Source organism: Brevibacterium sp. UCMA 11752, from assembly GCF_021532235.1.
GTDB classification, from domain to species: domain Bacteria; phylum Actinomycetota; class Actinomycetes; order Actinomycetales; family Brevibacteriaceae; genus Brevibacterium; species Brevibacterium antiquum.
The window spans coordinates 1462483-1485510 of record NZ_JACBOS010000003.1 but is presented as its reverse complement, the minus strand read 5'-3'; the positions used below and the strand labels follow the sequence as shown (position 1 = coordinate 1485510).

Annotated in this window: 18 protein-coding genes; 2 read left to right on the top strand and 16 right to left on the bottom strand. The window is 62.9% G+C overall.

The genetic code is table 11. The features are described from left to right. Positions 1-4: 4 nt before the first annotated feature. Positions 5-1207: an FUSC family protein gene (locus tag HU144_RS06565; RefSeq protein ID WP_235350645.1), complete on the bottom strand. Its 1203-nt coding sequence runs from the start codon at positions 1205-1207 to the stop codon at positions 5-7. Positions 1208-1237: 30 nt separating this feature from the next. Here HU144_RS06565 and pepN point away from each other — a divergent pair, with 30 nt between their 5' ends. After that, positions 1238-4099, top strand: a complete 2862-nt coding sequence (pepN, locus tag HU144_RS06560; protein ID WP_235350644.1) for an aminopeptidase N — start codon at positions 1238-1240, stop codon at positions 4097-4099. 389 nt (positions 4100-4488) lie between these two features. Here pepN and HU144_RS06555 read toward each other — a convergent pair whose 3' ends face one another. From HU144_RS06555 to HU144_RS06540, 4 genes are all read right to left on the bottom strand, one after another. Then, entirely contained in the window at positions 4489-5577 is a 1089-nt protein-coding gene (locus HU144_RS06555; RefSeq protein ID WP_235350643.1) for a C40 family peptidase, read from the bottom strand. A gap of 374 nt (positions 5578-5951) precedes the next feature. Beyond that, positions 5952-7064, bottom strand: coding sequence for an LLM class flavin-dependent oxidoreductase (locus tag HU144_RS06550; RefSeq protein WP_235350642.1), 1113 nt, complete (start codon positions 7062-7064; stop codon positions 5952-5954). A gap of 159 nt (positions 7065-7223) precedes the next feature. Beyond that, the gene (locus HU144_RS06545) at positions 7224-9554 is read right to left on the bottom strand and encodes an HNH endonuclease signature motif containing protein (protein ID WP_235350641.1); all 2331 of its coding nucleotides are present in this window, start codon (positions 9552-9554) and stop codon (positions 7224-7226) included. Between the two features lie 270 nt (positions 9555-9824). Then, entirely contained in the window at positions 9825-10274 is a 450-nt protein-coding gene (locus HU144_RS06540; RefSeq protein WP_235349560.1) for a helix-turn-helix domain-containing protein, read from the bottom strand. A gap of 151 nt (positions 10275-10425) precedes the next feature. Between HU144_RS06540 and HU144_RS06535 the strand changes: the two genes are divergently transcribed. Then, the gene (locus HU144_RS06535; RefSeq protein ID WP_235349561.1) at positions 10426-11454 is read left to right on the top strand and encodes an NAD(P)/FAD-dependent oxidoreductase; all 1029 of its coding nucleotides are present in this window, start codon (positions 10426-10428) and stop codon (positions 11452-11454) included. A 204-nt stretch (positions 11455-11658) separates the two neighbouring features. On the opposite strand, the gene HU144_RS06530 is transcribed toward HU144_RS06535, so the two are convergent. From HU144_RS06530 to HU144_RS06480, 11 genes are all read right to left on the bottom strand, one after another. After that, the gene (locus HU144_RS06530; protein WP_235349562.1) at positions 11659-12054 is read right to left on the bottom strand and encodes a universal stress protein; all 396 of its coding nucleotides are present in this window, start codon (positions 12052-12054) and stop codon (positions 11659-11661) included. Between the two features lie 67 nt (positions 12055-12121). Continuing rightward, a complete protein-coding gene (locus HU144_RS06525; protein WP_235350640.1) occupies positions 12122-13552 on the bottom strand; it encodes an APC family permease in 1431 nt (476 codons plus the stop codon). 39 nt (positions 13553-13591) lie between these two features. Further along, a complete protein-coding gene (locus HU144_RS06520; protein WP_235350639.1) occupies positions 13592-14302 on the bottom strand; it encodes a type 1 glutamine amidotransferase in 711 nt (236 codons plus the stop codon). Continuing rightward, a complete protein-coding gene (locus tag HU144_RS06515; protein WP_235350638.1) occupies positions 14299-15387 on the bottom strand; it encodes a dipeptidase in 1089 nt (362 codons plus the stop codon). Before HU144_RS06515 ends, HU144_RS06520 begins: the two co-directional genes overlap by 4 nt. A 101-nt stretch (positions 15388-15488) precedes the next feature. Then, positions 15489-16640 carry a DUF819 family protein gene (locus HU144_RS06510; protein ID WP_235350637.1) on the bottom strand — a complete coding sequence of 384 codons (1152 nt, stop codon included), beginning with the start codon at positions 16638-16640 and terminating at the stop codon, positions 15489-15491. Positions 16641-16793: 153 nt separating this feature from the next. Then, the gene (locus tag HU144_RS06505) at positions 16794-17108 is read right to left on the bottom strand and encodes a DUF3870 domain-containing protein (RefSeq protein ID WP_235350636.1); all 315 of its coding nucleotides are present in this window, start codon (positions 17106-17108) and stop codon (positions 16794-16796) included. An 83-nt stretch (positions 17109-17191) separates the two neighbouring features. Then, on the bottom strand, positions 17192-18100 hold the full coding sequence (locus tag HU144_RS06500) for a serine hydrolase (RefSeq protein ID WP_235350635.1): 909 nt from the start codon (positions 18098-18100) through the stop codon (positions 17192-17194). Positions 18101-18148: 48 nt separating this feature from the next. Next, positions 18149-19267 carry a S66 peptidase family protein gene (locus HU144_RS06495; RefSeq protein ID WP_235350634.1) on the bottom strand — a complete coding sequence of 373 codons (1119 nt, stop codon included), beginning with the start codon at positions 19265-19267 and terminating at the stop codon, positions 18149-18151. Beyond that, positions 19260-20915, bottom strand: a complete 1656-nt coding sequence (locus HU144_RS06490; RefSeq protein ID WP_235350633.1) for an ATP-binding cassette domain-containing protein — start codon at positions 20913-20915, stop codon at positions 19260-19262. The genes HU144_RS06495 and HU144_RS06490 overlap by 8 nt, the downstream gene beginning before the upstream one ends. Next, positions 20915-21883 (bottom strand): ABC transporter permease, encoded by a 969-nt coding sequence (locus tag HU144_RS06485; RefSeq protein ID WP_235350632.1) that lies wholly within the window; start codon positions 21881-21883, stop codon positions 20915-20917. Before HU144_RS06485 ends, HU144_RS06490 begins: the two co-directional genes overlap by 1 nt. Next, on the bottom strand, positions 21883-22962 hold the full coding sequence (locus HU144_RS06480) for an ABC transporter permease (RefSeq protein WP_235350631.1): 1080 nt from the start codon (positions 22960-22962) through the stop codon (positions 21883-21885). Before HU144_RS06480 ends, HU144_RS06485 begins: the two co-directional genes overlap by 1 nt. Positions 22963-23028: the final 66 nt, after the last annotated feature.

Genomic DNA, 23028 nt, shown 5'->3' with positions numbered 1-23028 from the left:
AGGGTCACTCCGCGGGCGGCTCATCCGTATCTCGTGTGTCTTCACTGAGCGAGGGAAGTCGGTTCTGGGCGGCCTCGTTGGTCAGCCCGCAGGCTTCGAGGAGGTCCACCGCGACCGGGCGCAGCAGCAGCACAAGGGACTCGTCGTGGATATCCCAGCTCTCCTCCGCACGGGGATCAAGGCTGGAAGCGGCCTCAGCCAGCGCAGCTTCTGCCAGCGCCCGATCGGTCCCTCTGCGCAGCGCGACTTCGAGCTTCTTCGACCCTTCGGACAGCGAATCCACGTAGCCGGCGATGATCGGCTTCTCCACACCGAATTCGGTGATGCCCACGACCCTGCGAGCGATGACGCGAATGGTACGCATGGCACGATCGGCATGGGTGTGTGCACGGGACAGCCTGGTCACCTCGGCGGAATGACGCCTGCCTCTGGCATTGATCTTCGCCGCCTCCCTCGAGATCTTGAGCGAGGAACCCCAGGAATCGATGATGTCCTGGGTCTCTCGAGCCCGCGTCAGCGCCCGTTTGGCGAGCGCGACATCGGAGTCCTGCAGCGCCCGCGCCATCATCTGCAGGACGGCACTGATCTCGTCGAGCATGCTCGCGGCAAGACCGCGCGGGACCTTGCGGGCATCGCGCGGAAGGATGAGGGCGAGAAGGATTGCGCACACGGACCCGGTGAGGGCATCGAGAGTGCGAGGAAACGGCAGGGTGGTGGCAGTGGCAGGGACCACGACGACGTAGACGGATTGGACGGCGATCTGGGTGATGAAGATGCCACCGGAATTCAGCATCGTGCCGATGAAGAGGCCGATGGCCAGCGTCAGTGTGAGCTGCCAGATCCCAGTGCCGTAGACGTTGACGAGGAGCTCGCCCACGAGCACGCCGAAGGTCGCTCCGAAACCGATCTCCATGGCTCGGCGCAGACGACGGTCGGCGACCGGCCCGATGCCGACAGCAGAGGCGACGGCTGCGAGGAACGGATATGGGTGGCCGAGGACGTAGACGCAGAAGGCATAGGCCGCGGTGGCGGCGATCGGGATCTGGATCAGCTGCCCGGCGTTGGCCTGCACACGCTTGAGACCCATCCGAGATCGATGCACCACAGTGTTGAAGGCGCGCTGGGGCAACTCTCTGACCTCGGACTTCGCCATCAGACTCCCTTCGTGCTCGCCTTCGCTGTACCCAGCGTACCGGAATTGTGACATGCTAAAGTCTGTGCGCCGAGGAGGCTATGAATGACAACCAACCTGACCCGAGATGAAGCGCAGAGCCGCACTCAAGTGCTCGATGTCTCGACTTACACCGTCGATATCGACGTCAGCAATGCCGAGACCGGAGCTCCGACGTACCTCTCCCGTACCGTCGTCGAGTTCACCGCCCGAACCGAGTGCCGCACATTCATCGACCTGATCGCAGACTCCGTCACATTCGCCGAGCTCAATGATGAGATCCTCGACCCCGCCGAGGTGTTCGACGGCGCACGCGTGGGACTGCCCATCCGCACGGGGAAGAACACCCTGACGATCGAGGCACAGGCCTACTACTCCACCTCGGGAGAAGGGCTGCACCGCTTCACCGACCCTGCCGACGGCAAGGTCTATCTCTACACTCAGTACGAACCGACCGATGCCCGCCGTGTGTTCGCGAACTTCGACCAGCCGGATCTTAAGGCAGAGTTCATCTTCAACGTGACGGCCCCCGAGCACTTCCAGGTTCTGTCGAACCGCCCCGAGACGAGTCGCGGACCGAGCCAGGAGACGAGCCAGGGGCCTGTCGATACGGACTCCCCCGCGATCACTCATCATTTCGCTCCGACGCTGCGACAGTCGAGCTACATCACGTGCATCACCGCAGGTCCCTACGAAGGTGCAACCGACCACTGGACGGATCCCTCGACCGGTGAGGTCGTGGCGTTGGGCGCATGGACGCGCGCCAGCCTCGTCGACCACCTCGACGCCTCCGATATCTTCTCGATCACGAAGGCCGGGCTGGACTTCTTCACTGACGAATTCGACTATCCGTACCCGTGGGGCAAATACGATCAGATCTTCGTTCCGGAGTACAACCTCGGCGCCATGGAGAATCCGGGTCTGGTCACGTTCACCGACAGTCTGATCTTCCGGGACAAGGTCACCGACGCGAACTACGAGTCGCGGGCGAACGTGATCCTGCACGAAATGGCGCACATGTGGTTCGGCGACCTGGTGACCATGAAGTGGTGGGACGACCTGTGGCTCAAGGAGTCGTTCGCCGACTACATGGGCGGGCTGGCGCTGGCCGAGGCGACCCGCTTCACCGACGGCTGGGTGACCTTCGCACTGCGTCGCAAGGCGTGGGCGTACACGCAGGACCTCTATCCGACCACGCACCCGATCGTCGCCGACATCCCCGACGTCGAGGCTGCGAAGCTCAACTTCGACGGCATCACCTATGCCAAGGGCGCGTCCGTGCTCAAGCAGCTCGTGGCCTTCGTCGGCCGGGAGGCGTTCTTCGCCGGCTCGCGCCTGTACTTCAAGCGCTTCGACTACCGCAATACCGAGCTCGCAGACTTTCTCGAATGCCTCGCCGAGGCGGCCCCAGACCGGGACATCGCCAGCTGGGCCAGCGCATGGCTGGGCACCTCCGGAGTCTCCGAACTGTCGTTGGAACTGACGACGTCCAACGATGCCTCACCGTCTGCGCGGGGCTCAGGCCGAGCAGGCATCACCAGTGCGAAGATCACTCAGGCCGATTCGGCCCGCGGTGCCGAGCTGCTGCGTCCGCACACGCTCGAGATCGCCACGTTGGGACGAAAGGGACGCAAGCTGGTCCCGATCGATTCCTTCTCCTTCGACTTCTCCACCCAGTCGGCTGAGGTGGAGCAGCTCGCTGGACGCACCCTCGGCGATATCACGCTGGTGAACTACTCCGATCACGACTATGCGCGCGTGCGCTTGGATCCGGCATCGACGGAGGCCGCGATCAGGTCGGTGTCCCGGATCGCGGATCCGCTTTCACGGGCATTGGTGTGGTCAGCCTTGGAAAATGCGGTTCGCGATGGTCTCCTTCCCGTGCAGCGATATCTCACGGCCTATGCCCGAAGCCTGGGCAAGGAGAGCCATGCCGGCATCATGGCAGGCCTGAGCCAGACGGCGCTGACCTGCCTGGACCAGTGGGTCTCGGCGAGGAATTTCGAGACCGCAATCACCGGGCTGTTGGGCGCTGCTCTTGACGCATTGGCTACGGCCAAGTCAGGCTCGGACGCTCAGCTTCATCTGGCGAACCTGGTTCTTGCTCTCACCTCGCGCACGGCTCGTTGCTTTGGGGCAAGTCCCGCGATCGCGATGGGCCGCGGCTTCGCGTCGCAGATCCTCGCTGTTCCCGTCGGCGAAGAGATCGACCATCTGAGTGCACCGTCTGAACCTGTTGGGTCTGGGAGTTTCGAGGCTGGGGCTGGGAGTTTCGAGGCTGGGGCTGGGAGTTTCGAGGCTGGGGCTGGGAGTTTCGAGGCTGGGGCTGGGAGTTCCGAGGCTGGGGCTTCCGGGACTGGATCTGATGCTCCGGACCACGCTGCGGCGTCTCTGCCGTTCAAGGGACTGCTCAATGATCATGCCCTGCGATGGAATGCTCTGACCGCGCTCGTGTGCCTGGGCTGGGCCGACCAGACCGACATCGCGCGAGAGAACCAGTCAGATCCCAGTTCATCGGGTCGCCTCCATGCCGAGACTGCGAGTGCGGCCATGCCGCTGCCGATCGTGAAGATCCGCGCATGGGAGGTCATCAACGAGGCGGCGGCGCTGAGCAACGATGTGCTCACGGCCATCATCTCCGGTTTTGTGGCCCCCACGTCGATGCCGCTCATCGAAAACTATGTCGATGAGTACTTCTCGCGGCTTGCCGGCTTCTGGGCCGATAATTCGATCGAGATCGCCAGGCGCCTGGTCCTCGGGCTCTACCCTCGTTGGTCGGTTGATGAAGAGGCAGCGGTTGAGAAGACCGATGCCTGGTTGGCCGCGCACAGCGATGCTCCGGCTGCGCTGCGTCGGCTGCTCATCGAACGACGCGACGATCTGGCCCGAGCGATCTATCTCAAGTCGACCCAGAGCTCACGCCACTGATCTGTCCCCTCGAGTGGGCCCGCCTGCCTCTTCGGCGGGCCAGCGGACGAACCGGTGGGCCAGACAAGTCAGCGCAGCGGGCCAGACACGGCCGTTCGGCGGGCCAGACCAGGCGACCCAGCGGGCCTGACAAGTCAGCTCAGTGGGCCTGACCGGGCGGCTGATGTCGCCTAACCGGGGCCAGGACTGCTGCCTCTTCCGCAGCGGTCGTGGAGGAGTATGACGAGACAGAGCGAAGGCCGATTCCCCATTTCAAGTGGGGCATCGGCCTTCGCTCTGTCTTGCGACGTCAGCACTTGCGACGTCAGCACTTGCGACATCAGCACTTGCGACGTCAGCACTTGCGACATCACTGTCGGCCGGAATCAGCCAACCGCTCAATGCCGAGCTCAGATGATTCGGCGAGCTCCGGAGAACTCATTGCCGGTGTCCCATGACTTCCAGTCGGTGACATAGACGTCTTTGGACGCGTTGGGCGAATGGATCATCTTGCCGTCGCCGACGTACATTCCGACGTGATGGACGGTTCCCGAGCTGGTCGAGAAGAACAGCAGATCGCCTGCTTTGAGGTCACCTTCGGAGACCTTCTTGCCAGCGGTGGCCTGCTCACCCGAGTCACGGGGAATGTCGATGCCATGGGCCCGGTAGATGCTGTAGGTGAAGCCCGAGCAGTCGAAGCCGTAGGGCGAGACTCCGGCCCACAGGTAACGCAATCCGTCGAACTGCTTCGCAGTCTTGACGAGGTCAGAGCCACTGGGCTTCGCCGGCTTGCCACCGGTGTCGTAGACGGCGACGTCGTCGAAGTCGATCCACGCTGCGCCGCCACCGGGGAGCGCCACGCGCACATCATCGACGTCTTGGGCAATGAGCGGAAGATCGACGTTGAAGCTGACATCCGCACCGGTGTCCTTGGTGAACTCAATACCTTCGAGTTCACTCTTCTTCTTCGTCACGACCGCGCGGGGCTGGTCGTCCTTGAGCTTCCCGAATCGGTCGTTCTCGACAAGCTGCTTCTTCGGCACCCAGCCCGGGTAGCCCTTCTTGTTCTTGGACGTCGATTGCTCCTTGACCGCAACCTGGGCCCAGTCGCCCTTGGTTTTGAGGACAGTGACTTCGGAACCGTATGCGGCTTGCGTCTCGACCTTGCCGGTCAGACCGCGTCGCACATCGGTCTTCTTGAGATTCTTGTTCCATTTGTCGAGGTCGACTGGATGGCCAAGGGCAGGCTTGTCGACCTTCCGGGGCGCTTTCGAATCGGTCCACAGGGTGGCGACAGTGACATCGACGTAGGCGGTTTCGCCCTTTTCGATCTTTCCGTCGGTGATCCGCTCAAGCTCCTGGCCCGGGACGACTGCAGCTGCCAAATCGGTTGCAGATTCTTCATCGGTCGACGTCAGGTTGCTCGACAGCGCAGGAGCTCCTGCGCCGAATACAAGTCCGAGCCCAAGTGCCGCCGAAACAGCAATTTTGGTACGCATTATTTCTCTTTCGGTCTGCGGGTGTCACTCCCGCGTGGGGGAAGTCTCCGAACGTCATTCGGTATGCGTGCTCCGCCACCCATGGCATCGACCGGTATCGAAATCTGTGGTCGACATCGATCGGACCCATGCGCATCGAAGCGCCGCACAGTGCCAATATTACCGTCCGCTCTGAAGCAGACGACAACGTCGACACTGTGGCAGGATATCGCGATGCCACGTTGAATAGAAGTGCCCTTGTCCCAATCGATACAGAGATGAGACTTCGGACGAGCATTGCAGCTGAAGGCGGCGTCCCAATTTCGAGGCGCCGCCTTCAGTTCTAGATCGGGTGTTCAGGCCAGGCCGTTGCTGTCAGCTCAGACCTGGTGCCTTCAGTTGAGGAACTCGGCGGCCAGCAGCTCAAGCGATTGGATCCTCGCAGCGTCCTGGCGGAGACCTTCACCTTCCATCGCTCCTGCGACGGGCTGGATCATGATCTCGTCGACCTCGAAACGACTGGCGAGCTCTTCGAGCTGGGCTTTGGCGGATTTGGCGTCGCCGATGATCCAGTTCTCAGACATCTCTTCACCGACCATACGTTCCTGGTCGGTCCTGACTGATCGCACGTCATCGCCGGCCAAGCGCAAAGGTTCCATTCGTCCGCCGGTTCGCAGGCGAGACATCTGCAACAGGAACGGCTCGGAGCGCAGCTGCGCTTCTTCCTCAGTCGGCGAGACCACTGCATTGACCGTGACGAAGGTCTGCGGCTTGTCGCCGTACGCACCCGGGGTGAAGTTGTCACGATAGATCTTCATTCCGGTCGTGGCACCCGCCGCGAAGTGGTTGGCGAACACGTAGGGCATGCCGAGCTGGGCAGCTAGTCGGGCGGAGTAGCCGGATGAGCCGAGCAGCCACGGCAATGGCTGTGTTCCCGGCACGGCGGCAGGAGTCGCATGCAGGACGTGCTCACGGCCGCCATGGAGCGGAACGCGCAGACCTTCGGGCTTCATCAGGCTCAACGTGTCGATGACGTGCTGCGGGAATTGTTCGACGGGATCGACGGTTCGCCCCTCCCTGTCGACCATTCGACCTTCGCCGAGGTGTCCCCTCATGGCCGCCGAGGTGATCGGATCGGTGCCGGGTGCCCGTCCGATCCCCAGGTCGATGCGGTCACCGTAGACCGCCGAGAGGAGGGAGAAGAGTTCCGCTACTGCCAGCGGAGCGTGGTTGGGCAGCATCACGCCGCCGGATCCGAGGCGAATGCGCTCGGTTCCCTGACCGAGGTACATGAGTTCGGCACCGGGCATCGTTGACGCGATCGATGGCATGTTGTGGTGTTCGGCAACCCAATAGCGGGTATACCCCAGTTTGTCCGCGGACTGAATCAGTTCGTGGGAGGCAGCGAATGAATCTGAGGTGCTCTGTCCGACACGGACCGGCACAAGGTCAAGAATAGAAAGCTCCATAACCAAGGCAACAGCTGCCTCAACAGCTTCATTCCTCATTCCCCACGTGACCTGGGACTGCACCGCTTGACCTTGCTCACGTCCTGGTGACCGCGCCCCTGGCGTATCAGACAGGGACCGACATCAGACAGGGACCGACATCAGACAGAGGCAGACTTCAGGCGACGCACACCTCTCCCCTGCCCCGCTAAGCCAGCACTAGTCGAAGAGAGTATCGGTGATCTCTTTTGCAATGAATCGTGCGTGCAAGATCGGGCGTCTGGCGGGATCGATCGTCGCAGGCGGCACCCATGCCGGGCGCCCATCCTTGAGCATCACGGTGTGCCAATCCGAATCGTCGATCAGGTGGTGATGGGATCCACATGCCAATGTCAGATTGTTGACATCGGTCCTGCCTTCGTTCGCCCACGGAACTATATGGTGTGCATCGCACCATCCGGGTGGGGTGTCACAACCGGGGAATGTGCAGCCTTGGTCTCTGCTGGACAGAATCGCCAATTGCTTCGAGGTGGCGAACCGTCTCTCGGTGGCCAGCTCCATACTCTTCGTCTTCTCGCCCATGAGGTGGAAGAACACCGAACCGTTCAGTCCTTCGTAAGAGGCTGTCTGCATCGGAAATGATGCCTCTGCGTCGGTGACAGCACGACCAGACTGCTTCGCAAGGTCCTCAGCTTTCGCTGTCACCACGAGCGCGAAGGGCGCACCCGCCATCACCCGATTCATTTCGATTCGGCCGATCATTGTGGCGAACCGTTCATAGATCTTGTTCTTCACGCTCGGTTGGCGACCGGCCATCGCCACCGTGGAGCCATCTTCCCTCACTCCGTATCCGGGTGGTACATCACGGCCATCCGTGGCGGGGTCATCCTTCGCCTCGCGCTGCCAGCCGCCGATTTCATGGTCGAAGCCGAGCTCAAGCGAGGGGTCAACTGCGTCCGAGCGATCGCCTCGCAGAACCTGGCTGAATACGTCAACCACCTCTTGGTCCGCCGCCGAGATACTTCCCGCGGAGATCGAGCCTGAGTCTGTGGCCGAATCTTGCTGCCGGTCAGAACCTGAAGTCTCTCTGTCGTCTGCTTTGATCCTCGAGGTGAGGTGTCCGCTCATGATGCCGCCCGTTACGGGATCGAGGACTCCCTTAAGCGCCCAGGTTCCGTCTTTTCGCTGACGCAGGCTGACTGAGAGCTCATCACGCTTTGGAGCCTCATTTGGAAGGTCGCCATCCGGGTCGAGCCAAGCGAGGATCTCATTGAATAGCTGCTGGATGTCCTTCACACGCACCTTCGGAGCCTTTTCAACCAGGATCCTCTCCGCTTCGAGCTGATCCTCCAGACTCACTCGAAGTGGCAGGTCTTTCAGACAGCCGATGATTGTGCTCGCCTGTGTTGATGAGAGCGATCCGCGCTGAAGGGCTTGGGATACCAGAGGACACTTCGGCCCGATCGACTGGCCACTGAAACTCACCTGATTGCCCAGCTTCTCAGCCAGTTCAGATCGACGGTAGGCCTCTCTCTCGGAGAGGTTGAGGCGGTTCTGGACCAGCGCCTTCGTCGACTTCGCCCCATAGTCTCGAGGGGTTCCCACCCGTTCGAAGACGGAGAGAGTCACGACTGAGAGTGATTCGACCAGCCGATTGACTGTCTCCAGCCCATCCAACACCGTTACCGCATCGTCGGGACCCATCGGACGATTGAATGATTCGAGGTCACCGACGAGGGACCGAAGTCCGTGGATGCTATTCGCAACTTCCGGAGCGATACGCTCCAAACTCACCCAGGCGTGCTCGTCAAGAAGAGGATGCTCCGAAGCGAGGGGACCATCTGAATCGGAGGCGCCAACCGGAGCAGAGTCGGAGGCACCAACTGGAACAGAGTCGGAGGCGCCACCTCGAACGAACTCAGAGTCGGTCTCGCTCGTGAGTCTTGAACGGTTCGGTGGTTCTCCGCCAGTCGGCTCATCCGCAGACTGCTGACCCAGGAAGGCTGCCCAGTCTCCGTTTTCGCTGTTTTCCGAGGTGTCCTCGCCGGCACTGCACTCGGCCGCAGCTTCCTCGGACTTCTTTTGCATCCACTCTTCTTTTTCAACGTCGATCTCCGCTGCACGACGCTTGAGTTCGGCCTGCGCATCCGGATCATCAACGCTCGCCTTCCACGGGTTACGGCCACTCCAACGGGCTCGTCGCGCAGCGTCTGTGAACTCATCGGCTTGTTCAGGATCAATCGACTCACGTACCTCGCAAGGCTCTGTTCGCTCGAAGGATTCCGCAGATTTTGTCGATTCGGCGCGTTCCGCAGGCTCGGCAGGATGATCCGCGTCGGCGAATTCGAAATCACTCGGGGGCGGCGTGGCTACTTCATCGAAGCGATCGGCCAATGGGTGACCATCAAGGTCGAAGCCGGCATCACGCAGAAGCTCTCGATAGGTGGGAGAGTCCTGACCCACCTCGTCTTCCCCACCAGGCACAGCGGAAGAGGCTGGTTCGTCATGCCCGTTCTTCTTGTGGCGCTTGCGGTCGGGGGTGAGAGTCATGATCTCGGAATCCATTCGTCAACTGCTGTGTTGTCCGCTTGATTCCAATTTTACTCTCATCACAGTCAGCCTGTCTATAGTTTTGTTCTATTCTTTTAGGATCGTCATGTTATGACTCGACGATCTTCTATATTTTGACTCTTCAGATCTGGAATCAGAGCAGATGAGGCCGTTGATCGACCAGCCCTCACGGCCACAACCCGACCTTGAAACAGCCTCGGCGAGGCTATTTCCTGAGGTGGACGCGCTGCCCCTCCGGTCCGAAAAGGCTCAGATACTCGACGCCGGACACTTCCGCGCTTCCGCGCTTCCGAGCCAGTGCGGGGTATGGGTGTCGAATTCAGCAGCTTCCCCTGCGTCCAGGGTCATCGATCTGTCACCCAGGATCAGACTGAGCCTGCCCCTGATCACGTAGACCCATTCGAATCCGGGGTGCGTTTTCAGCGCGCCGAGCTTCGGCGCCTGCTTGCCGTCGACGATGTGCTTGAACGCTTGAACTCCGATGGAACCTCGGCTCAGCGGCAGCACGGTCCGACCATTGATCTTCTGTGGCGTGATGTGAATTCGCGGGTCTCCGATCGGCGGCGTTCCGACGAGCTCATCGAGTGGCGGCCCGTAGATGCCCGCCAAAGGAAGGAGCAGCTCCAGGCTGGGCTTCCGCTTTCCAAGCTCCAACCGCGACAAGGTGCTCAGTGAGATCCCGACCCGCCGCTCGCCCATCTGCCTGTGTTCGATTCGTGCTGCGCACCCTCAATCATGGGTCACAAACTGCCAGAATTTGCCAATTCTGCAAATTTACTTGCACATCAGTAGCTTGAAGGGTGAAACTGCAGAGGTACCCGCTTTCTCACTCACCGAGCCAAGGACTGATATGTCAGAATCACACCCCACACCACAGAATCAGCCGCACCCCACCCAGCAGAATCAGCCGCATCCCTCACTGCAGAGTCAGCCAAACCAGCCGAGCCGGCAGAAGCTCATCGCCGAGGTGGCCGTCATCGGCGGAGGTGCCGGTGGTCTGGCCGCATCGATCGCTTTGGCTCGCTCGCTTCGCAGCGTCATCGTCATCGACGCCGGTTCCCCACGCAACGCGGCGAGCGCTCACGCTCACAACGTCCTCGGCCATGAGGGCGTCAACCCGCTCGGCCTCCTAGCCAAGGGGCGTCAGGAGGCCGAAGCATATGGAGTCCAGTTCATCGACGCCACAGTCCTCAGCGCCGCTAATAGGACGCAGGCACCAGAGACACTTGGCTTCGATCTCGAGACATCGGTCGGAATCTCCATCGAGGCGAAGCGAATCGTCATCGCGACCGGGCTCACCGACGTGCTCCCCGACATCCCGGGGCTGGCCGACGGGTGGGGCGATACCGTTCTTCACTGCCCCTACTGCCACGGCTACGAGGTTCGCGGCCAGAACATCGGCATCATCGGCACTACCGCCATGTCATACCACCAGGCGATGATGTTCTCCCAGCTCAGCGACCGCGTCACCTTCCTGCGACACAATGCTCCGGCACCGGATGAGGCGCAGAGGAGAATGCTCGACTCGCTTGGCATCGTCTACGTCGACTCGGCAGTCGAAGCGGTGGAACGCACCGAGTCCGGCACCGTCGTCACGCTGCGCGACAACGACAGCATGACCTTCGACGCTCTGGCCGTCGGGCCGTACTTCCGGGCGAACGGCGAGATCTTCGAGCAGCTCGGCGGCACCGTCGTCGACCACCCGACCGGCATGGGCTCGTCCATACCCGCCGAGGCGAACGGCGCCACAGATGTACCCGGAGTCTGGGCGGTGGGAAACAGCGCGGACATCTCGGCCATGGTGGTGGCGAGCGCGGCCAGCGGTGTCCTGGTCGGTGCGCAGGTCAACGCCGAACTCATCATGAGCTCAGTCTCGTAGCAATCACCCCCGGCCCGATTTCAGGTGCCGAACACGGTCACTGCGAGACGACCTGACCGTCGAATCACCCGGCCGCCGAGGTGGCCCAACCGTCGAGACGCCCCGGCCGTCGAGTTACCCGACCATCGAGGTGCCCAGGCCGCCGAGTCACCCGGCCACCATGCCACCCGCCGTCGTGGGCCACCCCACGACGTCGGGCTCAGGTCAGTGGCTGGCCTTCACACAGAGGACAGGGCAGACGGATTCGAGGATGACGCGTTGGATCGTCGACCCCAGGAGGAACTTCCCAACCGGGGTCCGCTTCCGGGTGCCGAGCACGATCAGCTGAGCCCCCACCTCGGCGGCGGCATCGAGAATCTGCTCCGCGGGGTCGTACTCGCTGCCACGCGTCAGCACCTGCGCCTGCACACCGGAGCGCGACAGGTAGTCCCGGACCGACTTGATCTCCCCCTCGCCGAGGCGGTAGGCATCGCTGCGATCAGATGAGCGGGAGGCGTTGACGACGACCAGGTCAAGGTTGTCCCTCTTCGCCTCTGCAATGCCCCTGTCAAGGGCCGCATGGCCTGCTGGATTGTTGACATAGCCCACGACGACAGTCATTTTTCACCTTCACTTGTTGTCAGGATTGAACCTTTTCTCAGGATTGAACCTTCTGAGAGTACTGCGATCATGTGAGTTCCTCGGGATTGCGGAACTTGGTGCTCGCGCCCTTGACCGAGCGGTTCCACAGCCAGGTGATCGCCCAGAGGACGACGCCGATGCCGATCAGCGCCACCGCGATCTGGTACTGGATGAGGTCATCGAGTCGGGCCCACGGCCCGACGAGGAACAAGCAGGTGAAGACGCCCAGCCACGGCAGGAAGGTGGGGGCGCGGAAGTGCTTGTGCTCGACAGTCTTCTTGCGCAGCACGAGGACCGCGCAATTGACGACTGCGAAGACGGCCAGAAGCAGCAGCGACGTGGTTCCGCCCAGGGAGGCGATCACGGTCTCCGGCAGGAAGGTGGAGACGGCGATGATGAGAGCGAAGGCGATGAGGGTGGTGAAGAGGATCGACACCCAGGGCGAGCGGCGCCCCTTGAGAACCTTGGCGAACACCGGTGGCAGCACGTTCTGCTTCGACATCCCGTACAGCAGGCGGCTGGCCATGAGCATGTTGATCAGTGCCGTGTTCGCGACCGCGAACATGGTCAGGAACGGGAAGATCTCGTCGATCGGCAGGCCCGGAGCACCGGCTTCGAAGACTTCGAGCAACGGCGTCTTGCTCTCCTTTAGCACACCGATCGGTACGGCGGCGACGGCCACGATCGACACCAGCACGTAGATGATGCCGGTGATCGTCAGACCACTGAGCATGATCTTCGGGAAGACCTGTGGGTCCTTGGTCTCCTCGACCATGTTCACAGAGTCTTCGAATCCGACCATCGAGAAGAACGCCAGCGAGGTGGCCGCGGTGACCGCCAGGAAGATGCTCTTGTCGTCGGCGGTCTCGAAGATCATCACCCGTGAGAAGTCGGCGCTGCCCGAACCGAGGGCGAAGAACCCGACGAGAATGACCAACAGCAGGCCGGTGAGCTCGATCGTGGTCAGGACCACGTTGAACCACACGCTCTCACTCACACCGCGGAGGTTGATCGCCGCGACAAGCGCGAGGAACCCGACTGCGATCCACATCGTGGCCGTGACAGGGAGGTCCCAGCCGAAGCCGGCAGCCATGTTCTCCGCAAACACCGTCGACGCAGTTGACGCCGAGGTGATTCCGGAGCTGAGGACGGCGAAGGCGACGAGGAAGGTGACGAAGTGAACCCCGAATGCCTTGTGCGTGTAGAGCGCGGCACCAGCGGCGTGCGGGTACTTGGTGACGAGCTCCATGTAGGAGAATGCCGTGATCGCGGCGATGCTGAAGGCGAGGATGACCGGTACCCAGCCGGCACCTCCTACCTGACCGGCCACCTTCCCCGTCAGCGCGTAGACACCCGTGCCGAGGATGTCGCCGACGATAAAGAGAAGCAGAAGCTTGGGGCCCATGACCCGCTTCAGGGTCTCCGGCTGGCCCCCAGACCCCGGACTCGCCTCGGCGGTGCTGTTGCTATGACTCACGATGGTTCCTCCATGTCGTCCGCGATCGCCGCGTCGGGATCACTGTTGTCTGCTGCGGACCACGTCGAGGAAGCCTGTCAGGAGCGCCTTCGCGTCCCTCCGGCTATCCTCGCCGCGCTCCTCGGCCTGTTCGAGGAGCGTGTCCTTGTTGAACCCCAATTCTTGCAGTTTTTCCGCGTCCCAGCTGCGTATATTCTCGCCTGTCGACTCGGGATGGAATTGTGTACCCCACGCATTGCCGATCCGAAACGCCTGAAATCGGCAGGCTGTACTGGTCGCAAGCAGGGTTGCCTCATCCGGAAGGTCGACGATCCGGTCGACATGACTCTCGACGAAGGCCGCGCGTTTTCCGATGCTGGAGAACACCGGGTCCTGTGCCGCGTCCTCCGTCATGTCGATCCAGGTGTACCCCTTCTCCGGCGCGCCGGTCTGCGCCCGCACATCCCCGCCGATGACGTGGGCGATGAGCTGTCCGCCCAGGCAGATGCCGAACTGCGGCAGATCCGTCTCCAGCGCATGCCGTGACAGTCGCGCCTCGGCCTCCAGCCAGGGCGCCCTATCGGTCTCATCGGGCATATATCCGCCGCCGAGCATGATCAGCCCGTCATAGCCGCTCAGAGCGCTGGTTTCCGGCAGTCGCGATACGCCGCCGATGCGCAGGTCGAACTCGATGTTCTCGCTGATCATCCACTGCGTGAGCAGTCCCGGCTGGGATTCGATGTGGTTGACGATGACGAGCAGCCTGGTCATGCTGATTCCTCCGCCGAGGTGGCCGTGCGACCCGTCCCTGCTGTGTTCCCCGATCCCGCTGAGGTCCCCAGGAAGCGGGTGTAGGCGTCCTCGTGCGCTTCGAGGACCCGCATCGCATTGTCGAAGCCGAGCTTGTGCAGATCGGAGCCCGACCAGCCACGTGAACTCAGCTCCGAGAACAGGGCCGGGTACTGCCCGGCGTCGCCGAGTCCGGTCGGCAGCTCATCGACGCCGCAGATGTCCCCGCCCAGGCCGATATGGTCGATTCCGATCCGTTCGCGGACGTAATCGCAGTGATCGGCGACATCGGCCACGGTCACCTCGGGGGCGGTGCCGTTCTCCCCGGCATCGACCCATTCGCGGCGCGCGTTCGAGACGAAGGAGGGCACGAAGGTCATCATCGCCACTCCCCCGTTGCCGGGCAACCGCTCGAGGACGTCATCGGGGATGTTGCGCGGATGCGGGTTGAGGCCGAAGGCGCAGGAGTGGCTGAAGATCACCGGCAGGGTGGTGATGTCCAGGGACTGGTGCATGACGCTGGGCGCGACGTGTGAGAGGTCGACGATCATGCCGATCCGGTTCATCTCCGCCACGACCTCACAGCCGAAGGAGCTTAAGCCCCCGTGCTGCGGTTCGTCCGTGGCCGAGTCCGCCCAGGAGTGCGTCGTCGACCAGGTCAGGGTCATGTACCGGGATCCGGCGCGCGCGTAGGAACGGAGCACGGCCAGTGATTCGTCGATCTGCTGCCCGCCTTCGACGCCCATCAGCGAGGCCACCTTTCCGGCCTCCCGGGCGGCGACCACCTCGGCGGCGGTGCGGGCGAACTGGAGCCGTTCGGGGTAGGCGGTGACGACGCGCTGAACGGCGTCGATCTGCTCCCAGGTGGCCTTGATCGCGTCCGACCCGGTGATCGAGGAGTGGACGTAGACCGACCAGTACTGCGCCGCGACGCTGCCTTCCCGCAGCTGGTCCATTGTGGTGAAGGGCGAGATGCTGGGGTCGTTGAGGCCTTCAACGCTGTAGTCGCGCTCCTCCCGCAGGTACCAGGCGAGATCGTTGTGTCCGTCGAAAACGTCGATTGTCATGAGTGTGCTCCTTCAGTTCGGAAGATCGTCGGTTTCAGTTCGGATGATCGTCGGTGAGTGGGGTGGAAATCTGTGCGGTCTCGGGCGCCGAATCACGCTCATCATCCGATGCCCGACATCAGCTGCGCCGACCACAGCCCGAGGAAGGTTCCGGAAAACGTTCCGATGAGCGCGAAGAGCACGCCCACCGGCACCAGCTGACGGTTGAAAGCACCCGCGACCACCGGTGCCGAGGCGATTCCCCCGATGTTCGCGGTGCTGGCCACGGCGATGCTGAACAGTTCGGTCTTCGTCAGCTTCGCATAGACGAGCATGATGACGATGTGGACGAGGAGCACGATCACGCCGGCGACCAGATAGATCGGGGCTTCGGCCAGCGAGGTGAAGTCGGATCCGGAGGCGATGATGCCGATGATGATGTAGAGCATGATGGTCGCAAGCTGGCTCGAGCCCGCTGCCCGTCCCCACCGGGTAGACCCGATGACCAGGCCCAGGATGCTCACGATGAGGATCGTCCAGGCCGAGGCATTGATCACCGTGCCCACTTCCGGGAGCAATTCGCCCGCCTTGGCTGCCAAGGCGGAGACGAGCAGGGAGAAGCCCAGCAGACCGATGATCGAGGACAGCGTCATCGGCTTCTCCTCCTCGTCGGTGACCCGATCGGCGAAGTCGAACTTCGAGGTGTCTGCCTTCGTCCATCTGTTGAACTTATCGGAGACGGCGACCGAAGAGAAGATGAGGAGCAGCCAGAAGGAGTAGAGAACGGTGTCGACGATGAGCACATAGCCGAAGATGTCCTCCGGCGCCTCCAGAATATTCTGAACGGCGACCATATTGGCCGAACCACCGGTCCATGACGCATTGAGCGCACCGAGGGCCTTCCACGATTCGGGAGCCAAAGCCGAATGCACGATCAGGTAGGCGACGATGAAGCCGATGATGATGCTCGCAGCCGTCACCACGAAGGTCAGCAGCAGTTTCGGTCCGAGCCGGATGATCTGTCGCACATCGCATTTGAACAGCAGGAGCAGGATCATCGCCGGCAGCAGCGCGTCCTGCAACCCGTCGCCGACGCCGTCTATCGCGTCATGGTCGAACATGCCGACCGTGTTGAGCAGGGCCGCCACGATGTAGAGGAAGACGAACCCGGGGACATATCTGAATACTTTGAATTTCCCGCTGCGATCGGCGACGACGAGAATCGCCGAAATCGCCAGCAGCAGGCTGATGAATAGAAAACCGTCCGTAATCACAAACGACACTCCTTCAGGTGGATAGGACCGCGTCGGCCTGCCCTCGGTCCATTCCACGAGGTGCAGGCGCAGTGCGCGGTGAAGCCATGTGCGGTCGTCGATTGGATCCGGTCCGGTGAGGGCCCAGGCAATCTTGGTGGTCGAGGAGTCGAATCAGCCGAGAGGCGGGAGCTCTTGGTACTTCTTCGCCGCGTTGTTCACCGCGACGATGAGCGCCTTCTGGGAGGACCCGTGGTATCTGGCTGTGATCGAATCCGTGAGTCGACCGGTGTCCCTGATGTCTGCATCGACGAACAGGCCCCTGATGAACTTCCTTGTCAGGGCCAACGTCGCCGAGCAGTCGACATCGAGGACTCGATGTGTCTCCGCCTCGATCTCGAAGGCGATGTAGAACAATCCGTACTGTGCCATGATCGGATTGTTCGACGGTGCTTTCGCTTCGCCTGTGACGTAGATCGAGGAGGTCATAGGACATCAACGATACTCGAGGAACGGCGTGTGAGAGTGCGTATTCTCGAGCCGATTGAGAATGCTGATCGATGTCCGGATCGTCAGAGGAATCGGTGGATGGCGTCGCCGGCTTCGCGCATGATCGGCATGACGTCGACGACCCGGTCCGTGTCCTTCTCCCAGTTGGCGAACACGGCGTAGGCGACCCGCCGAGTCGGTGTCATGGCGATTCCGGCATCGGCCCGGATCGTCCCGTTCGTGCCGGTCTTGTTCCAGACCCACACGTCGCGCTGATAGTTGTAGTGGGCCAGAGGATCGAGATCGAAAGCCGAGGCGACCATCGAGGTGTCCGCGCCGGCGCCCAACCAGCGTCGGAAGATCTCGTTCGTCGACTCGTCCCAGAACTCGTCCTTCGCGTGCCGGGCCATGAAGTCGCTGAGCTCGGCCGCGGTGCCCGTCGACAGTGTTCGCGGCGCCTTGGCCGGTCGCGGCCAGCGGAGGAAGTCATGGAGGCCGGAGTTCCTGTATCCCAGATCCTCGACCTGGCGGGCGACGTTCTCGAGGCCGATCCGGCGAATGAGCACATTGGTCGCGAAGTTGTCGCTGAACGCCCCGACGAGCACGGCCACGTCATAGACGCTCAGTTCGTCCTGCTCCATCAGATACCAGATGCCCGACTCGTCGACTCGCTCCGAGGGTCGCCGCGACAGACGCTCGGACAGGTTGAGATTGCCGTTGACGTGCATCTGCAGAGCCGTGTGCAGGAGGAACACCTTGCCCATGCTGGCGGTGTCGAGTTCATCGTTCTCGTTGTGGGCGAACACGCGTTCGCCGCTGTCGATGTCGAAGGCCAGGGCGCTGAAGCGCACTCCCGGCAGTCTGTCGAAGTCCACGTTGCCCATGTTCGACGCCGCAGTCGTGTTCGGCGCCGTAGCCGTGTTCAACGCCGTCCCCATGTTCGACGCCGTCCCCGTGTTCATGTCCCCACTCATCGTCATGTGTTCCGTCATCGTGCGAATTCCTCTTCTCCATCGACATCTTTCAGCATCACAGTCCCTTCACGCCCCGTCCACCCACATTCGCGGTCGGCCCTGGGCCGGAGCCTCGAGTGTGACGGCGACTCCCAACGGAGTGCTCGGCGCATCCGGGTCATGCCCGAAGCCCATCTCGCTCACGATCGGTATTCCCGCCTCGCCGAGGTAGTCCATGACCAACGACTCGACCTCGTCGATCTCGGCGCAGTCCTGCCAGGATCCCAGCACCACTGCGTCCGCCGAATCGAACCAGCCGCCGCGGACCAGTTGCACGAGCAGGTTGTCGAGTCGGTAGAGTTCCTCCTCAACGTCCTCGAGCATGAGGATCGAGGGTCCGCTGCGCTCACGCAGCTCACGCACCCCGGCCAGTTCCGGACTGCCCATCCCGGCCGCGACCAGACTGAGATTTCCCCCGCCGAGGCGGCCCTTCCCCGTCCCCGGAACCAAGGTTCGCGCCCGGCTGAGCGGGCGCCCACCCTGGTCTTGGGTGGACGTTTCGGGCTGATCCTCGGCCCGTTTATCGGACCAAAACGTCCACTCAGCCCCGGACTCCCCCGTGACTCCGTCGAGGGCGGGGAACCCGAGTTCGCGGCCACCCCAGGGTGCGAACAGCCAGCTGGCCACCTCGGCCGGCACGACCGTGGAGTTCTTGAACGGATCGTTGCCGACCATCGGGCAGAACAGCGTCGCCACCGACAGGTGGTGGTCCCAGGCCTGGTGCAGCGCGGTGATGTCCGAAGAGCCGGTCAGCAGCTTGGGGCGCCCGTCCGGGCGCAGCGCGTGGGTGCGCATGAGGTCGAAGTCGATGCCGTCGAGCAGCCGCATCGCCCCGAATCCCCCGCGCAGAGCGATGACCGCTGCGGCGTCCGGATCGCACCAGGCCTCGACGAGGTCAGTGCGGCGCTGCTCGTCGGTTCCCGCCAGGTACTTCACGCGTGGGTGACGAGCGCGGACGTTGTCGCCGACGACCACGTGCAGCCCCCAGGATTCGAGCTGCGCGATCGCTCGCAGCAGAGACTCCTCATCTGTGGGCCCCGAGGGTGCGATGAGGCGGACGGTGTCGCCGGCCTGCAGCGGCGCGGTGCCCAGGTACGGGCTCGTGCTCGAGTTCGTCTGAGCGTCGGAAGGGGTGGAGCTATGCATGCTTGACCAGACTCTGACTTCCCAATCGGGGAACTGCAGCGAGGAGTTCCTGCGTGTACGCGTGCTGCGGGTTCGACAGCACGGTGTCGACATCGCCGTACTCGACGATCTCGCCCTTCTTCATCACGGCCACTGTATCGGCGATGTTCCACGCCAGTCCGAGGTCGTGGGTGATGATCAGGGCGCTCATCCCCAGGTTCTTCTTCAGCGCCAGGAACAGGGAGAGGATCTCTCCGCGCACGGAGGCGTCGAGTGAGGCGACGGGTTCATCGGCGATGAGCACCTGCGGGTCCAGCGCCAGCGCTCCGGCGATGACGACCCTCTGCCTCTGTCCGCCGGAGAGCTCCTGCGGGATCGACTCGAGGTAGTCGGCCGCGGGAGTCAGTTCGGCGGCTTCCAGTGCCCCGATGACTCGCGCGTATTCGTTGTCGGTGATCTTCTGCACGCGCAGGCCCTCGACCACCGCTTCGTAGACGCTGCGCTTCGGGTTGAGCGAGCCCGAGGGGTCTTGGAGGATCATCTGCACCTGTCGACGGAAGGTCCGCAGTGCCTTCGCCTTCTTCGGCAGGGACTTGCCAGCGAACTCCATCTGCGAGCCCGGATCCACCTCCTGCAGGCCGAGCAGAGACCTGGCCAGGGTCGTCTTGCCCGAGCCGGACTGGCCGACGACTGCGAGGATCTCGGCCTTGTGCAGCGCCAGATCGACGTCGCGCACGGCCCGTTCCCTGCCCTGCCGGGTGTCGAAGGAGACGTTGAGGTTCTTGGCCTCGAGGACCACCTCGTCGGTCATCGTGAACGGTTCGGCCCGGCGCACCTCGGCGGGCTTGAGGGTTCGGGGATTCATCCGCGATTCGGCGTCTCCGATCTGCGGGAACGCACCGGCCAGCTGCTTCGTATAGTTCTCCTGCGGCGACAGGCACACCTGGTCGCTGGGACCGTACTCGACGAGCCTGCCGTTGCGCATGATCGCGAGGTTCTCACACACTGCGGAGAGCACGGCGAGGTCGTGGCTGATCATGAGCAGCGAGATCCCGCGTTCGGCGACCAGCTTCGCCAGGCCCACGAGAATCTGCTTCTGCACGATGACGTCGAGGGCGGTGGTCGGTTCGTCGGCGATGATGATGTCCGGTTCGCAGGCCAGGGCCATGGCGATCATGATCCGCTGCTTCTGTCCACCGGAGAGCTCATGCGGATACGCCACGGCCTTGCTCGGATCGAGGTCGACCTCGCTGAGAAGTTCGAACATCCGGTCTCGTCGTTTGGCCGGTGTCGTCCAGGTGCCCTTCGAGTGGTGTTCGAGGGCCTCGACGATCTGTCCGCCCACCTCGCGCACGGGGTTGAGCGAGTGCAGAGCGCCCTGGAAGACGATCGAGGCCTGCGCCCAGCGCACCGCCCGGATCTGGCCGAAGCTGAGATCCCTGATGTCCTTCCCGCCGAGGCTGACCTGCCCGTCGATCTGCGCGGACTTGGGCAGCAGGCGCAGGACCGACATGATCAACGTGGACTTGCCCGAGCCGGATTCCCCGGCGATGCCGAGAGTGGCACCGGTGGGCAGGTCGAGGCTGATGTCGCTGACGGCGGTGACGTTGCCGCGGGCCGAGGCCGAACGGTAGGTGATCGAGACCTTGTCAAAGCTGAGGTCGGTCATCAGCGGCTCCTCAGGGCTGGGTTGATGATGGCTTCGAACGCACGCCCGACCATCGTGAAGGCGAGCACCACGAGCAGGATCGCGATGCCGGGTGTGAGCACGTACCACCAGTAGCCCGAGGTCGCGGCGGAGATGTCCATCGAGTTCTTCAGGATCGTTCCCCACGATTCCTTGCTCGTGTCCCCCAAGCCCAGGAAGGACAGGGTCGACTCGGCGATGATCGCGCTGCCCACCGTCAGGGTCGTGTTCGCCAGCACCAGCGGCATCACCGCGGGCAGCATGTGCTTGAACAGGATGTGCCTATGTCCGGCGCCGAGGATGCGCGCCCTTTCGATGTAGAGCCGAGACTCAACGCTCAAGGTCTGGGAGCGCACGATGCGTGCCGTCGATGCCCAGGAGGTCAGGCCGATCGCGATGACGATCGTGAAGACTCCCCGTTCGAGGACGGAGGAGAGGACGATCGCCAGCAGCAGGGAGGGCAGGACGATGAAGAAGTCGATGATGCGCATGACGATGGCGCCGAAGAGTCCGGAGAAGTGTCCGGCTGCCAGACCCATCACGGTGCCGATGACCATCGACATCACCGTGGCGGCGACGCCGACGAGGATGGACACTCGGGCGCCCCAGAGGATGCGGACCCAGAGTTCGCGGCCCAGATCGTCGGTGCCCAGCGGATGGGCGAGGCTCGGCGGGGCGTAGCGGGGCACGTCGAGCTGCTTCGTCACATCGAGCATCGAGGCGGGGGCGATGAGTGGGGCGAAGATCGCGATGAGGACGAAGAAGACGAGCACGATCGCGCCGACCATCGCGGGGATGTCGGAGCGGAACAGGGACCAGTTCTTCTTGGCGTTGTTCAGTCGGCGTTCACGGACGAGCTTCGCGCCGTCGATGACGGGAGCGTTCGCCGAGGTGGTGCTTGGGTTCGGTTCGGGAGCGTTCGCCTCGGCGGTGGTGTCGTTCTTGCTCATCAGGCCCTCCTGACTCGTGGATCCAGGAACCGGTAGACGATGTCGGCTGCCAGATTCATGACGATGATGATGGCCGAGAACACGACGAAGGTGCCCTGCAGCAGCGGCAGGTCCGGCCCGCTGATCGCCTCGAACGTCAGCTTGCCCAGGCCTGGCCAGGAGAATACGGCTTCGACGGTGACCGCACCGGCGATGAGTCCGCCGATGTGCATGAACACGACGGTGACCGTGGGCAGCAGTGCGTTGGGTACGGCATGCTTCTTGCGCACCTCGTCCTCGGTCAGGCCCTTCGCCCGGGCGGTGGTCAGATAGTCCTCGCTCATCTCTTCGATGAGGGAGGCGCGCATGACCATGAGGAACTGTGCGTAGACGACGGCCACCATGGTGATGACCGGCAGGATCAGGTGCTTGATGATGTCGACGATGCCGGCGAACGACCAGGGGTCCAGACCGGGGGTGATCATGCCGCCGGTGGGCAGCCACTGCAGGGTGCCGCCGAAGATCATGAGGAGGATGAGGCCCAGCCAGAAGGTGGGCACCGACCAGAATACGAGCGAGGTCGAGGAGGCGATCTTGTCGAAGAGCGAATTGCGGCGCCAGGCCGAGAGCTGGCCCAGCCACAGGCCCAGTCCGATGGCGATGACTGCGGCCGTGGCTGTGAGCAGGAGCGTGGGCCCCAAGTATTCGCCGATGAGCGCGGCGACGGGTTTGCGGTAGACGTAGCTTTCGCCGAAGTCGCCGGTGAAGATGCCGACCAGGTAGTCCCAGAATTGGACGATGACCGGTTTGTCGAGACCGTACTGACTGCGCAGTTCGGCGATCTGAGCCGGACTCATGGGCCGTTCCTTGGCGATCTTGAGTACGGGGTCGCCGGGCAGCATGCGGAAGGCGAAGAAGCCGAGGACGATGACGAGGATCATCGAGGTCAGGGCGCCGCCGAGTTTGCGCAGGAGATAGCTGATGAACGAGGCGCCCTTCGGCGGTTCGTCCATGTCGCGGCTGGGACCTCCGGAGATGCCGGAGCCTCCTGGGTCGGGGCCACCCGCGGGGGTGGGGAGGTCGTGCGTCGGTGTTGTCACTGGGAAACTCCTGGTCTCACTGGGAAACTCCTGGTCTCGCTGGGGAAGCAGGTGGTGCAGGGACCA

Bases quoted from the DNA above. Each gene is read 5' to 3' on its own strand.
- HU144_RS06555 (WP_235350643.1), bottom strand. From the start codon at position 5,577: ATGCGTACCAAAATTGCTGTTTCGGCGGCACTTGGGCTCGGACTTGTA.
- HU144_RS06545 (WP_235350641.1), bottom strand. From the start codon at position 9,554: ATGACTCTCACCCCCGACCGCAAGCGCCACAAGAAGAACGGGCATGAC.
- HU144_RS06490 (WP_235350633.1), bottom strand. From the start codon at position 20,915: ATGACCGACCTCAGCTTTGACAAGGTCTCGATCACCTACCGTTCGGCC.
- pepN (WP_235350644.1), top strand. From the start codon at position 1,238: ATGACAACCAACCTGACCCGAGATGAAGCGCAGAGCCGCACTCAAGTG.
- HU144_RS06500 (WP_235350635.1), bottom strand. From the start codon at position 18,100: ATGACGGAACACATGACGATGAGTGGGGACATGAACACGGGGACGGCG.
- HU144_RS06565 (WP_235350645.1), bottom strand. From the start codon at position 1,207: ATGTCACAATTCCGGTACGCTGGGTACAGCGAAGGCGAGCACGAAGGG.
- HU144_RS06515 (WP_235350638.1), bottom strand. From the start codon at position 15,387: ATGACAATCGACGTTTTCGACGGACACAACGATCTCGCCTGGTACCTG.
- HU144_RS06535 (WP_235349561.1), top strand. From the start codon at position 10,426: ATGTCAGAATCACACCCCACACCACAGAATCAGCCGCACCCCACCCAG.
- HU144_RS06505 (WP_235350636.1), bottom strand. From the start codon at position 17,108: ATGACCTCCTCGATCTACGTCACAGGCGAAGCGAAAGCACCGTCGAAC.
- HU144_RS06530 (WP_235349562.1), bottom strand. From the start codon at position 12,054: ATGACTGTCGTCGTGGGCTATGTCAACAATCCAGCAGGCCATGCGGCC.
- HU144_RS06540 (WP_235349560.1), bottom strand. From the start codon at position 10,274: ATGGGCGAGCGGCGGGTCGGGATCTCACTGAGCACCTTGTCGCGGTTG.
- HU144_RS06550 (WP_235350642.1), bottom strand. From the start codon at position 7,064: ATGAGGAATGAAGCTGTTGAGGCAGCTGTTGCCTTGGTTATGGAGCTT.
- HU144_RS06485 (WP_235350632.1), bottom strand. From the start codon at position 21,883: ATGAGCAAGAACGACACCACCGCCGAGGCGAACGCTCCCGAACCGAAC.
- HU144_RS06495 (WP_235350634.1), bottom strand. From the start codon at position 19,267: ATGCATAGCTCCACCCCTTCCGACGCTCAGACGAACTCGAGCACGAGC.
- HU144_RS06520 (WP_235350639.1), bottom strand. From the start codon at position 14,302: ATGACCAGGCTGCTCGTCATCGTCAACCACATCGAATCCCAGCCGGGA.